Origin of the sequence: Mesorhizobium sp. M1143, from assembly GCF_040318435.1 — a bacterium.
In the GTDB taxonomy this organism is placed as follows: domain Bacteria; phylum Pseudomonadota; class Alphaproteobacteria; order Rhizobiales; family Rhizobiaceae; genus Mesorhizobium.
Map to the genome: position 1 here is coordinate 1 of NZ_JAMYMJ010000048.1, position 13,053 is coordinate 13,053.

The following is a 13,053-nucleotide window of genomic DNA, read 5'->3' on the forward strand; positions in this document are numbered from 1 at the left end:
ACCCACGAATCGACCTTCGATCCGGCGCCTGCCCCTCTGAACCGGTCGAGAATATCGCCAAGCGCGGTCCCCGAAACGCCTTTTGAAAGCTGATCCAGAATCCCGCCTTGCGGATCATTTGGGTTGCGATCGCCCGCTCCACGGATCATGTCGCCGATCTTGTCGCGATTTTGGTATGCCAAGACGCCGAGCATCGCGATCGCCAATTTTCCCAGGTTAGCCATTGGTACCTCCACTGTTCAATGGACAAGGGCTCAACATCACAAAAGTTCCGACCGGCGACGATCTAATTGAATAAGGGCCGGCATATCGACACAGACGTGAGCGGTGCTGCCTAACCGGCTTGTTTCCGTTTGCGGTGCGGCTTCGGCCTCGCAGACGTTGATCGTGCAAAGCTCGTTGCCTGCCTGATCGCGCATGCGCACTAACCATCCGGTCATATCGTCATCGCCCAGATCAGCCAACAGGCCGATTCCGCAACGGATCGCTTCGGCGCGAGCGGCCTCAAAACTTGGCGTCTCGGCAGGCGGAACCTGGCGAGCCTGGTCGCCGTCGCGATAGTACAACGTATAAGCGAGATGGATTCCACGCGCTGCCTTAGAGTATGGAACTACCACCCTCATCTTTACGGGGGTTTGGCCAAACAGCGAACATCGGCTAGGCCTAAGACGATCGATCGAGGTCGACTCGCGCGACGGCGTAGGCGCCAAGCGAGATGCTTTGATCATCCAGCGGTCTTGCGGAACTTTCCATGAAGTCGGGATCGGTTGCCGCCCGCTCGAACTGCTCGGCGCCGAGAAGAGCAATGCGGGCGCTGCTCGGCGAATCCGAAAGCCGCACAGATTGCGTCTTGGCGGTAAGGTTAGCGACCCACAGGGTCACGCGGCGATCTTGTTCAGCCGCGATCGTGGCGACGCCGTCAGCGCCGGAAGTTCGTACGGACAGCAAGGTGGCTCCGCCGAGCTTTGAGAGACCAGCCAAGACATGGAAAGCGGGATAGACCGTTGGGCCATCCTGCTGGTCATACCATGGCTGCACGAAATCAGCCTTCCTATGGATTTGGCCAAAGGGGCCGGCGAAGTCACCGAACGCGACGGCCTCGATTCCTTCGCGAGCGCAGGCCGCGAAATATCCGACAGTCCAAGCCGCATTGAACAGCCCGCGCTGACGAGGATCAATGCGCGATAGACAGACGCGAGCGTTCGCTTCATTCGGCGCAGTGGATTTTCCGTATGGGTTCTCACGGCAGCCGAGCTGGATGGGACCGATACGCAGTGGCAAGCGTTCCCCCATGAAAGCATGCGCGGAGCGGATTAGATGGGGGATTGCCTGAAGTGTCTCCATCACCGAGACATCATCTGCGGCGTGCACGCTTGGACAGGTGGTGAAGGTCACGTAGTCGAGCGCTTCGGCTGGCGGACGCTTGCGGTTGAGTTCGGTGAAGTAAGCGGCCATGCCGCCGCCCAGCGCGATGCCCGGGAAAGCCCGGCGAGCGGCGGAGTAGCTTTCGTGGAAGCTGGGCATAGTCGGCCACGGTGCTCCCGGCTGTACGGATGTCATGTCCTGCGCCGGAAAGACGGAGACAGCTTCTAGTTTGAGGCCGAGTGAGTGGACAGCATCCGCGACCGGCGCCAATTCGCCGAATGGATCGCGCGTGCCCTTGGTGATAATCTCGAGGACCACTCCAGCGCCGGTCAGCCGTGCGAGCGCGGCGTAGCTTTCTAGTTCGTCCTGGCCGTGTGCGATCCGGAGATCGACCTGGCAGACCATCCACTGGGGAGCCATTCGTCGTAGGAGCTCGGGGGTTTCGAGCGCGTGCTTTGCCTCGTCGGCGGCGACGCCGACGCCAGTGCGGGGCACTCGGCCGACCGGTCCGCCGATCGTCAGGTTGATGAGTGGATTGCGATTTTCAGACGTCCCGGCAGGGAGCGTTCCTGACACGTGAAGCCGGACGGCCTGCGTGAATTTCTGGCCCCTGGGCAGTCTGTAAGGCCACGGGCGACGCAGAGGGCGGACATATGTTTTATACGAGGCGTCAGACCAATTGCGTTGGTCCTCCATCTCAAAGGCATCACCCTCCATGGTGCATGTCGCCCAGATCCCAGGCGCGATCTCGTGCGACAACGCCCGGATGTCGGTGAACGGACATTTTGGATCGATGTGGTCCGGCAAGAACGATAGCTCGTCGTGACCATCCTCATGCAGCACCTTTATCGGCTTGCCGGCTAAGCCCTCGATCGGATGAAGGACGACGAAGCCGGTCCGATTCGTCAAAAGGTCGGTCTCGGGCTCTGCCTCCGCCACAAACGACAGCGCACCATCGCCACGGCCTGAGACGCGCGCCCGGTAAATCAGGCGGCCGGATGTTGCAGCACATGTTGCACGGTATTCAATGGCGAACGCATCCGGCCTCTCGTCGATCCGCAGATCATCGAGAACGGTGGTACATGTTCCCCAGTTTTCGTCCCGTACAAGAAACGAGATTCCGCGCAAGACCTCGATCGTCCCAACGTGGATGTAACGCAACGCCCCATTGTCGAACGCGACCGACAAGGATCCGGCGCGCAGCGTGCGCAGCGGTGCCTCGAGCTCTTCGGTGCCACACAAGCGGACTGCCAGGGAAGCTGCCGAGGTCAAATTGCGCGCTCCGTCGTGGCGTCGAAGATCGAGGCCCGGTTCATGTTGATGTCGATCGCAAGCTTCTCGCCCGGACGGCTGACATCGTGCGCCTGCAGCTCAGCCATCACCGGCGCGCCGGCCAGTCGGAATGTCGCGTAACTGCGCGAGCCGGTCGGCTGCAGCAGGTCGATCGTTGCCTCATAGCGAAACGTGCCCTGCTCCGGCGTTGCAGTGTGCGCACGAGTGAGGTGTTCTGGCCTCAACCCGAGCAGCACCTGCTGTCCGTCCGCGACGCCCTTCAGCCCCCTGCCGCGCGCTAAAGGCAGCAGTGCATCCGCGAGCCGGATGGCAGCGGCGCCTGCGTCCAAGGCAAGGGTACCTGGCAGGAAGCTCATCCGCGGCGAACCCAGGAACCCAGCGACGAACGTTGAGGCCGGGTGCTCGAACAACTCGAGTGGCGCGCCCTGCTGCTCTATCAACCCGTCGCGCATCAGCACGATGCGGTCAGCCAACGTCATCGCTTCGATCTGGTCATGGGTGACGTAGATCATCGTTGTCGCAATGTCCTGGTGAAGGCGTTTGATTTCGCCGCGCATTTCGTCGCGAAGCTGTGCGTCGAGGTTGGACAGCGGCTCGTCGAACAAAAAGATGCGCGGGTTGCGGACTATGGCGCGGCCGATGGCGACGCGCTGGCGCTGGCCGCCGGATAATTGGCGCGGAAAACGCCCCAGCAAGGGAGTGATGCCAAGCATGCGTGCCGCCTCGGCCACGCGCACCTCGACCTCTGGCTTCGGCATCTTGCGAGCCTTGAGGCCGAAGCCAATGTTCTTGGCCACGCTCATATGCGGATAGAGCGCATAATCTTGAAACACCATTGCCACGTCGCGATCGCGCGGCCGGAAATCATTGACCACCTCGCCGCCGATCTCGATCGTGCCTTCCGATATCTCCTCCAGGCCGGCGATGGTCCGGAGCAGCGTGGACTTGCCGCAGCCGGACGGTCCAACCAGAACGGTGAACTGGCCGTCGCGAATGTCCAGGTCGATCCCGCGCACGGCATGGAACGCGCCGTAGCGCTTGTGCAAGCCGGTAATTTTGACTTCGGCCATGCGGGAGCTTTCCTAACCGCGAACGGCGCCGAGCGTCAGCCCGCGCACCAGATGACGTTGAGCAAGGACCCCAAGGGCGATCGATGGCACAAGGGAGACGATGGCAAGGGCCGCGGCTTCGCCATATTGCGCGCCCTGGAAGCCGATGAAGGCGCGGAAGACCGTTGGCAGTGTAAAGGCAGTTCGGCTGGTCAAGATCAGAGCGAAGAAGAACTCCGTCCAGCATGCAATGAAGGCGAAGACAGCCGCCGCGACGATGCCCGGTGCTGCGAGCGGCACGGCAACGCGCCAGAACGCCTCCCATCTCGTGCAGCCATCGACGAGGGCCGCCTCCTCCATCGACTTCGGCATGCCGCGGAAATAGGCGAACATCATCCACACCGAGACCGGCAGCGTGAAGACCGTATAGGCGATGATCAGGCCGACATGAGTGTCGTAGAGCCCGACCTGGCGATAGATCAGGAACACCGGCAGCACGATCCCGATCGGCGGCAAAAAGCGCTGCGACAGCACCCAGAAAGACAGATGCTTGCCGCCGGTGTCGTAGCGCGCCAGGCTATAGGCCATCAGCGTGCCGAGCAGCGCCGAAAGCACCGTGGCCGAAAGCGAAATAATCAGGCTGTTGATGAGCCCGTCCAGACCACGATAGGCGAACAGCGCAGCTTTGTAGTGGACAAGCGTCGGAGCGGCGGGGAACCAGACAGGCGGTACGGTGAGGTAGTCGTCGCTGGGCTTGATGGAGGTGTTGAACATCCAGTAGAGCGGCCAGAGCACGAACACCAGGAAGAACCCCAGCAGCAGAATTCGGCCGATCGGCAACGACCGGCGTTTCCTGCGGCGGGCGGGCGCGACGGCGGCCATCAGACCGGTTCCACCTTCAAGAGCCGACGCACCAGCAACGTCACGATGAGCGCCGTAAAGATCAGGAACAGCCAACTTCCTGCTGTTGCCTGCGACAGATGAAACTGCGTGAAGCCTATGGTATAAAGATAATAGGAGGCCGTGTAGGTTTGTGTTCCTGGGCCACCCCCTGTCATGATGAAAATGGTATCGAACATACGGATTGCGTCGAGCAGACGGAAGGTCAGCGCCAGCAGCATCATCGACCCGAGATGCGGGAGCGTGATCGCCCAAAAAACCTGCCAGGCGTTGACGCCGTCGAGTTCTGCCGCCTCATAGAGATTGGGTGGGATTGCGGTCAGCCCGGCGAGCAGGATGACGAACATGAACGGCGTCCACTGCCAGACATCGGCGATGATCAGCGAGACGTAGAGCCACGGGCGCTCCGTCATCCAGCCGATCGTAACCTCCTGCCCCAATAGTTGCGTCAGGACATAGTTGGTCGGTCCAAAAGGCCGCTGTAAGAGCAGCGTCCAGGCTTGGCCAACGATGACCGGGCTGATGAACAGCGGCACGATCAGGATCGACATGATCACACCGCGGCCCGGAAAGCTGCGCACCATTGTCAGCGCCACCAGGAGGCCGAGAACGAACTCTATAGCGACGCTGATGCCCGACAGCGATGCTGTCAGCAACAGCGACCAACGTGCTACGGGATCGAACACGACCCGCTCGAAGTTCTTCAATCCGACAAAGGCGTGGCCCGGCACCTGGAAGTCGTAGTTGATGAAGGATACCACCAGCGAGAACAGAAGCGGATAGATCGACAGTGCCAATATCAGCAGCACAGCGGGGGCGACCAGCAGCCACTTGAAATGACGGTCAGCCCATTGGGCAAAGGCAGACAGCCGGGGCGGTGCGCCGGCGGCCTTCAAATGGCGGATCGTGGCTGTGGGCTGCATAGGCGTATCCAATCGCCGCTTAGCGGGGGGTGTTGCGAGCCAAGCGCCCGCAACACCAATTGCTCCAGAGAGTCCGCCTCCCTTCAGAGGGTGACCGCCATGCCAAGTTTTTCCACCGTGTTGTCGGCGGTGGCGCCAGGCAGTTTCAAGAACTCGGTGTAGAAGCCCTTCTGCGAATCCACACCCAGTCGGTCGGTCGTCTCGTTCCACTCGGCGGCCGCCGTTTCAAGCGACGCCTTCGGATCCGCACCAGCCCACACCGCCGTGCACATGCGATCGATGCTCAAGAAGTAGTCCTGCGCGCCTGGCATGATCGGGTCGAGCAGACCGACGTTTGCCGAGTTGTTGAGGTTGGCAAGGTACTCCTTGGCACTCGGGAAGAGCGCGCCGTAGAGCTCGGACTTGAAGTGCGAGATGCGGTACGGGTCGCGTAGCGCGTAGGGCAGCATGCAACGTGCCAGCGAGACGGGTGGCGAGCATACCCACTGCATGAACAGATACGCCGCCTCAGGGTTGGGCGAGTCGGCCGACAGTGCCTTGTTGTAGCCGGTGGCATGTTCCGGATTTCCCGGAACCACGGCATAGCCGACCTTGCCGGCGATTTGGGACTGCGGAATGAAGTTGATTGCCGTGGCCGACTGCGAATAGTTCGCCGCCATACGGCCGCTAGGAGGCCAGGAATAGATCATCGCGACTTTGCCGGTCAGGAAAGCCGCCCACAAGGAGACGGCGTCGAGCTCGTTGTTGCCGGGGATCGAGGCCTTGTTTGCGGCGAGCATGTTTGTCAGCGTCTTGACGCCGGCATCCGAAACCAAACCTGCCTTCATGTCGTCGCCGAAGAGTTTTCCGCCGTTGGCCCGGTACTGCTGCAGAAAGTCGAACTGATTGCCGGGGCTGCCCGCCTTGCGGAAATGTCCCGCGCCATAGACCTTTGGCGCCATCTGGTCGGTGATGAACTGGGCGATCTGGGCATATTCTTCCCATGTCTTGGGCGGTCCAAGCTTGGTGTTGAACTTCGCCTGGTAAGCCTCCATCATTTTCGGATCCTCGAAAATGTCCTTGCGGTAGTAGAGAGCGAACATGTCGCCGTCGTCGAAGAACCCCCAGATCTTGCCCTTGTAGGTCGGCAGCGCCTTGTACAGGGGATGATAGTCCTCCAGGTCTGCCGGGTTCATGTATTTGGCGATGTAGTCGTCTAGCGGGGCGATGACGCCGCCATCGGCAAGCGACGGCGTCCAGGCCGGCGAGATGTCGAGGACGTCATAGGCACCCGAGCCGGCGATGTGCTCGGCGACCGCCTTGGAGTACTGGTCCGGGTTCGACAGCTCGACGACATTCGACTTCATCCCGGTAAGCTGCTCCCACATCGGCCCGCTGAAATTGCGCGGGTCGAGTGCCTGCAGGCCAGCCTCGTAGGTCATGTTGAGGGTGACGCCCGAATGCGCCTTGGCCGCCTCCGCCGCGCGAAAGGCGGAACCGTCCGCAGGCCCTTCCTTCGATGCTTTCAGGGCTGCGGCCTGCGCCTGGCCGAGCGGCGACGTGCCGTCCGCCAATTCCAATGTTTGCTGCGCCAGCGCCCAATCGGTCATCATCCCCAGCAGCGGGCCGGACACGGCCAACATGCCGGTCATCTGACCGAAGCGGGTGATGAAAGTTCGGCGGGTGGTTTCGCCGCGCATGAAGGCGTCGACCTCTGCTTCGAGACCTGCCTGAAAGTCACGTTTTTCACGATCGTTCATAGTGCTTGGTCCTCCCATTTTCCTTTTGCTTCACTCGTCCGCCGGCGCAGCGGTCAAGCATTTCCTCCCGTAAGGTCGCCGCAAACAGGCCGCGGCGGCGCGCCGAAAATCAGTGTCCTCCTAGGTTCCAAAGCGGGCGGCGAGCCCAGACAGCCTGGTCTTCCACAGCTCGCTCGAAAGCACCTCGCGATTGACCACGCCGCGCGGCTCGCGACCGCGCTGCACCTCCATTACCGCTTTGACGTCCGCGGCACCGTTGCCGGCAAAGCACTGGTCGGTCCAGCAAAGCGCGTGCGGCGCCAGGATGACATTGTCGAGTTTGAGGATCGCATCGTCTGCGTCGGGAGGCTCTTGTTCCAGCACGTCGAGACCGGCGCCGGCGATGCGGCGCTCCTGCAGTGCTTGCGTCAGAGCTTTCTGGTCGACGATCGGGCCGCGCGCGGTGTTGATCAGGTAAGCTGTCGGCTTCATCAGGGCGATCCGCTCGGCATTGACGATGTGGTGGGTCTGGGACGACAGGGGGCAACTCACCGACAGCACGTCGGCGCGGCGAAACAGATCCTCCAGCCCTACCAGCTCGACGCCCAGGTCGGCAGCGACCCCCTTGTCGGCAAACGGGTCATGGGCAATGAATTGCATGTCAAAGGGCTTCGCCAAGCGGAAGACCTCGGCACCGATGTTGCCGATGCCCAGCGACCCAAGCGTACGCCCGACGAGGCCGACCCCCATATGTTCGGAGCGCTTCTCAAAACCAACAGACCCTTTGCGGGTGAGCGCGTCCTTTGTCAGCAGCTTGCCGGTCAGCGCCAGCATGAAGGTGACGACGGATACGGCGACGGGCCGTCGCACGCCATCGGGCGTGATAACCAAGGCAATACCGGCTGCGGTGCATGCCTCAACGTCGACAGTGTCGTAGCCGACCCCGAAGCGGGCAACGACGGCCAGGCGGCCGCTCCTGGGGACACTCGTGGCATCGAAACGATGGGCGAGGAGGATCAGCGCATCGAAATCCTCAAGTTGGTCGGCGCGAAGCGGACTGTTTGACTCCAGGAACACCATCTCGACAGCTGTCGCATTGCGCAGCGGCTCCAGATCGAAATCTGGGTAGGTCGGCGAGCCGTCCGGCCTGCGGAAATCACCGGAAAGCGCCACCCTGAATTTCACGCTGTCCATCGTCTCCTCCGCTCCTATTGGCACCCGGCCCGGATCTTGGAAACCGCGTCGGCGATCGCGTCGTGCAGGACCCAAACGTCGCCTGAATAACAAATGAAATCGAAGCCCTGTGCGTAGAACTCGTGTCCCTGGGCGACGTTGGGCACCAAGCGTCCAAGCGATTTGTTGTGCTTCTTGGCGGCGGCAACGATTTTGGCCATTGCAGCAGTGAAAGTGGGGTGGGCGAAGTCGCCAGGAATGCCGAGCGAGACGGACAGATCGAAATGTCCGACCCACAGACAATCGACCCCGTCCAGTCCCGCGATGCCGTCAATGTTCTTGACGCCGTCGGCGGTCTCGATCAGGCAGATGAACGTCGAGCGCTTGTTGGCGGCATCGAATTTGTCAGCGACCGAGCCTGGCCGGTAACGGTCATGAGCGATCTGCAGCGCCACGCCGCGGGCGCCGGCAGGGTGGTATTTCATGGAGTTGATGATGTGCTGCGCCTGTTCGACGCTGCTCACCATCGGCGCGATCAGGCCTTCGGCGCCCATGTCCATGGCGCGGGCGAGGAAATGGTAGTCCTGCGACGGCACACGCACCATGACCGGCAGATCAGCCGCCTCGAAATAACGGATCGCACTCTTCAGCGTTTCCAAGCTAAATCCCGAATGCTCCATGTCGAAAAAGACGAAATCGCAGCCAGCGGACTTCAGGATGTGACCGATTCCCGGCGTGGCGAACTCGGCGACGAGCGTACCGAGCTTGACCCGCCTGTGAGAAGCTAACGCCCTGAGACTTGGCTCCGACATGCACTTCCTCCCGTTCGCCCCAATGGGCCAATCCGCCTATGTTCGCTTCAATGCGTGGCTTCAAGAACGAGGTCGCAGGTCGTCACCAACTTGGTCACGACGAGCGGCGCGCTCTGCGTATTGAATTCGTCGAAATGAGCGGTGCGGCAGTGGTCCTCGAATGCGGCCTCGCTATCGTAAATCTCATAGAGCAGGACCCGATCCAGTTCGCCGCGCGCCTCCGTCACGTCAAAGCGGCGACAGCCGGCCTCGGTGCGCATCGAGGCGGTCGCATTGGCGTCGACAAGTTCTCGGAATCTGTCCCGGGCACCAGGCCTCAGGCGGAAATCGACCCAGACGACAAATCCGGTCATCACTTGGGCCTCGCAAGTTGCAGATACCGCTTGGCCACATATTCGAGATGGCTGCGCATGGCCGTCTCTGACGCGTCTGGATCGCGCGCGGCGACGGCCTCGAAGATTTCGCGATGAGCCTGGTAAGCCTTGCGGTCTTCACCCTTGGCCAATGTGGTGCGACGCTGTTCGAGCAACCATTCAGCCAAGGCCGCGTGAATAGCTGTAAAGATCCGATTGCGGGTGATTACCGCCAGCACGTAATGGAAGTCTACGTCCGTGCGCTCGAAGCGCGCCAGATCGCCGATCGACTGCCGGTTGAGTTCGAGCGCCTCCTTGAGGCTGTCAATGTCTTCCGGGGTAGCATGCACAGCGGCGTTGCGGGCAAGACCGACCTCGAAAAACAAGCGCGCGCTCTGGAAGTCGTGAACGCCTCCCGGCGCCGAAATCATGTGCCGAGCCGGCCCTGAAAGGGCGTCAATCACGAATTGAGGAGTGGGTCGAGTGACGCGGGCACGCTCCCCCGATTTTACCTCGACAAGGCCCATTTTGCTCAGATGCAGCAGCGCCTCACGGATGGAAGGCCGCCCTACCCCGAACTGCCGCATGAGTTCCCGTTCAGATGGGAGACGGTCGGCTTCGGCCAACTCTCCCTCTCGGATCATCCGTTCGAGGTGCGCTGCCACCTCGTCCGAAAGCTTCCGCTGCTTGATCAGAACTCCGATCATGTGGCATACCTGTTATACCAGTCAGGTACGTTATGATCCCATAGCACCCTTGTCAACGATGTCTAAGCATCCGGTAGCCGAGCCGTTTAATCACTCCGCCGATGTCGAGGCGTCCTTTGCACACGCCTTCAACGTCTTCACCAAGGATATCGGTGACTTGAGGAGCGCGAGCACACTCTGCTCGGTGTTCCGATCGGGGACCGTCTTCGAACCCTGGGTCGGGTGGTCAGTTTCAACTGCGGTGTGGACCGCAGTGAGTGCCACCGGGCCGTGTGCTGGCCGAGACCTACCCAACCGCCTGCTTATGAGCCGCAACATGAGCCCTCGATGGCAAAGTAGACCTCGACCTGAGCAAGACCAGCGAATGGAAGTGGGGTTCACAGCCGAGGCGGAAAACGCGAACTCTCGCTGGTGGACCCATTTGGCAATACGCCTGCTCCATCTCGTAATCTTTTTGCGCCGCCGCAATGCCGCAAAGGAAGGTGGTGTCGGGTCAGTTCTCTCTAGGCTCCAGAGCGCTCGTCACGTTGTGCCCATCCTCGTGCGGTGGGCGGCCGCCGCTTGAGGATGCGCATTTGAAACTGGTTTTCTCAAGATCTTTTAGTCCTGAGGGCCTCAGGCGGGGGCGCTTGCCATTTAGTTATCGTCACCTGCAAATGCCGAACCCGCACTCGACGCCAATCTACGCGCTGGCCAGTTTGCGACATCTGGCTTCGGCGATTCCGCTTTCAGTAGCGACGATCATGCTGGACGGCTGATATGAGGCGCGTTCCCGCCTGGCAGCTTAGGGGCAGCAAGCAGGACGTCGGCTTTCTTGCCTCGACCTGGCCTAAGCAGTCATTCAATTCGTGGCCTCAAGCAGCTCATCCACGCTCCTCCTGACGCGGCGTGCCATCCAGCCGATCTCGGGCTGATGTGCGTGGACGGCAGTCGTCCTTTGACCACCGCTTCTGGCGGCGCCGATTGGCGAGCCGCCTCGCCATCATTAGCTATGGAACGGAAAAGAAACCATTCAGCATCAGACTACCGCTTTTCGACGCACCTTTTCGAATATGTCGGAACGAGCGCTTGTCGCGCAGCCCACGATGCCCCCCATTGGTGAACCGGTTCCATGAAGAGTCTGACAATACGCCACCGCATCCTCGTCAGTTTCGCAGCCGTTCTGGTGGTCATGTCCGTGATAGCCCTCATCGCGTACGCCTGGTTTCTTCAGGCGGGGGAGGAGGCGACTGAGGTCGAGAAGGGCATCCTTCCGGACCTTTATCACAGTACCGAGATCATGACGGGCCAGATGGCGGCCCATAGTCTGCTTCAGGAATATGCCCTTCAGGACAACCCGTCAGACAGAAGCACGGTTGAAAACGCGATCACGACCAATCGCAACCAGGTGCAGCGGTCGATGGACGACTATGAGGCAACGATCGTCTCCGATATCGACAAGCAGAATTATGCAGCCGTCAAACAACTCGCCAACCAATTCCGTCTGGCTGAAACTGCTGTGCTGGAAACAAGCCGGGCTGCCTTGTCGAAAGGTGAAACTCCCAATGAAAGCCCAGCTATCAAGAACGAAGTAGAGCCGATCTTTGTAAAATTGCAGTCCGCTCTGCAGGCCATGGTTGAGGATCACAGAGGCGAGGCAAACAGCGCGACGCAGCGGATCAGCTCGATCGTCAGAACGGCCGAAGTCGGTTTGAGCGTTGGCTTGTTGATAGCCCTCGGGCTAGCCCTTCTTTTGGGTTACCAGCTGTTTCGCGCCATTACAGGTCCGCTCACCCGTTTGGTCGACGCGGTTCAATTGATGCGGCAAGGCGACTTCAGCGAACGGCTCGATCTGAGGCGCCGAGACGAATTCAGCGTGCTTGCCGACGGCTTCAACGCAATGGCGGACGATCTCACAACCCTCATTGGTCAGGTTCAAAGGTCCAGCATACAGGTCGGCACGTCGATAACTGAGATCGCCGCCACCTCCAAGCAACAGCAGGCAACTGCGACTGAAATCGCAGCGACCACAACAGAAATCCGAGCGACAGCCAAGGAAATCTCCGCCACATCAAACGAACTGGTCCGCACGATGAACGAGGTCTCCACAGTTGCCGAACAAACCGCTGCCGTGGCTGGCGGGGGGCAAGCGGGGCTGACCCGTATGGAAGAAACCATGCAGCAGGTCATGGAAGCGGCTGGCGCGATCAATTCCAAACTGGCGATCCTGAGCGAGAAAGCCGGCAGCATCAATCAGGTGGTGACGACCATCACCAAAGTGGCCGATCAGACGAACCTGTTGTCGCTCAACGCTTCCATCGAGGCGGAGAAGGCAGGCCAATATGGCCGGGGTTTTGCAGTGGTGGCGACGGAAATCCGAAGGCTCGCGGACCAGACAGCTGTCTCCACCTACGATATCGAGCAAATGGTCAAGGACATCCAGTCGGCAGTCGCGGCCGGGGTGATGGGCATGGACAAGTTTTCCGAGCAGGTCCGTCGGGGTATGCAGGACATCCAGCAGGTCGGCGGGCAACTCTTCGAGATCATTCAGCAGGTTCAGGGGCTGGTGCCACGTTTCGAAGTCGCCAATGAAGGCATGCAAGCACAGGCGACCGGCGCGGGGCAGATCAGCGACACGCTAACCCAGCTAAGCGAGGCAGCTCAGCAAACAGTCGAGTCCCTTCAGCAATCGACGCTCGCGATCGACGAGCTCAATCAAGTCTCAGGCGGCATGCGAAGTAGCATATCGAGGTTCAAGCTACGAGCATAGCGAGCCGGCAG

General features: G+C 60.8%; 12 protein-coding genes and 1 pseudogene. 2 read left to right on the top strand and 11 right to left on the bottom strand.

Features of this window, described 5'->3' with window-relative positions:
* The 11 genes and pseudogenes from NKH35_RS24925 to nanR all read right to left on the bottom strand — a co-directional run.
* Positions 1 to 224, bottom strand: a pseudogene (locus NKH35_RS24925) (YidB family protein); the annotation flags it as partial.
* A 36-nt stretch (positions 225 to 260) separates the two neighbouring features.
* Positions 261 to 566: a DUF6894 family protein gene (locus tag NKH35_RS24930; protein ID WP_023689441.1), complete on the bottom strand. Its 306-nt coding sequence runs from the start codon at positions 564 to 566 to the stop codon at positions 261 to 263.
* 97 nt (positions 567 to 663) lie between these two features.
* Positions 664 to 2,637 carry a D-apionate lactonase family protein gene (locus NKH35_RS24935; RefSeq protein WP_023689442.1) on the bottom strand — a complete coding sequence of 658 codons (1,974 nt, stop codon included), beginning with the start codon at positions 2,635 to 2,637 and terminating at the stop codon, positions 664 to 666.
* Positions 2,634 to 3,728 (bottom strand): ABC transporter ATP-binding protein, encoded by a 1,095-nt coding sequence (locus NKH35_RS24940; RefSeq protein WP_023669457.1) that lies wholly within the window; start codon positions 3,726 to 3,728, stop codon positions 2,634 to 2,636. Before NKH35_RS24940 ends, NKH35_RS24935 begins: the two co-directional genes overlap by 4 nt.
* A 12-nt stretch (positions 3,729 to 3,740) precedes the next feature.
* Positions 3,741 to 4,589, bottom strand: a complete 849-nt coding sequence (locus NKH35_RS24945; RefSeq protein ID WP_023827582.1) for a carbohydrate ABC transporter permease — start codon at positions 4,587 to 4,589, stop codon at positions 3,741 to 3,743.
* On the bottom strand, positions 4,589 to 5,530 hold the full coding sequence (locus NKH35_RS24950) for a carbohydrate ABC transporter permease (protein ID WP_023669455.1): 942 nt from the start codon (positions 5,528 to 5,530) through the stop codon (positions 4,589 to 4,591). Before NKH35_RS24950 ends, NKH35_RS24945 begins: the two co-directional genes overlap by 1 nt.
* A gap of 83 nt (positions 5,531 to 5,613) precedes the next feature.
* Positions 5,614 to 7,269 carry an extracellular solute-binding protein gene (locus NKH35_RS24955; protein ID WP_023689443.1) on the bottom strand — a complete coding sequence of 552 codons (1,656 nt, stop codon included), beginning with the start codon at positions 7,267 to 7,269 and terminating at the stop codon, positions 5,614 to 5,616.
* Between the two features lie 120 nt (positions 7,270 to 7,389).
* Complete coding sequence (locus NKH35_RS24960; protein WP_023689444.1) at positions 7,390 to 8,442, bottom strand: NAD(P)-dependent oxidoreductase; 1,053 nt, start codon at positions 8,440 to 8,442, stop codon at positions 7,390 to 7,392.
* A gap of 14 nt (positions 8,443 to 8,456) precedes the next feature.
* The gene (locus tag NKH35_RS24965) at positions 8,457 to 9,233 is read right to left on the bottom strand and encodes an HpcH/HpaI aldolase family protein (RefSeq protein ID WP_023807875.1); all 777 of its coding nucleotides are present in this window, start codon (positions 9,231 to 9,233) and stop codon (positions 8,457 to 8,459) included.
* A gap of 47 nt (positions 9,234 to 9,280) precedes the next feature.
* Complete coding sequence (locus NKH35_RS24970) at positions 9,281 to 9,586, bottom strand: putative quinol monooxygenase (protein WP_023669450.1); 306 nt, start codon at positions 9,584 to 9,586, stop codon at positions 9,281 to 9,283.
* A complete protein-coding gene (gene nanR / locus NKH35_RS24975; protein ID WP_023682279.1) occupies positions 9,586 to 10,293 on the bottom strand; it encodes a transcriptional regulator NanR in 708 nt (235 codons plus the stop codon). Before nanR ends, NKH35_RS24970 begins: the two co-directional genes overlap by 1 nt.
* A 575-nt stretch (positions 10,294 to 10,868) precedes the next feature.
* Here nanR and NKH35_RS24980 point away from each other — a divergent pair.
* Both NKH35_RS24980 and NKH35_RS24985 read left to right on the top strand, forming a co-directional pair.
* On the top strand, positions 10,869 to 11,051 hold the full coding sequence (locus NKH35_RS24980; protein ID WP_156936023.1) for a hypothetical protein: 183 nt from the start codon (positions 10,869 to 10,871) through the stop codon (positions 11,049 to 11,051).
* A 353-nt stretch (positions 11,052 to 11,404) separates the two neighbouring features.
* On the top strand, positions 11,405 to 13,042 hold the full coding sequence (locus NKH35_RS24985) for a methyl-accepting chemotaxis protein (RefSeq protein ID WP_023689447.1): 1,638 nt from the start codon (positions 11,405 to 11,407) through the stop codon (positions 13,040 to 13,042).
* The last annotated feature ends 11 nt before the right edge of the window (positions 13,043 to 13,053 follow it).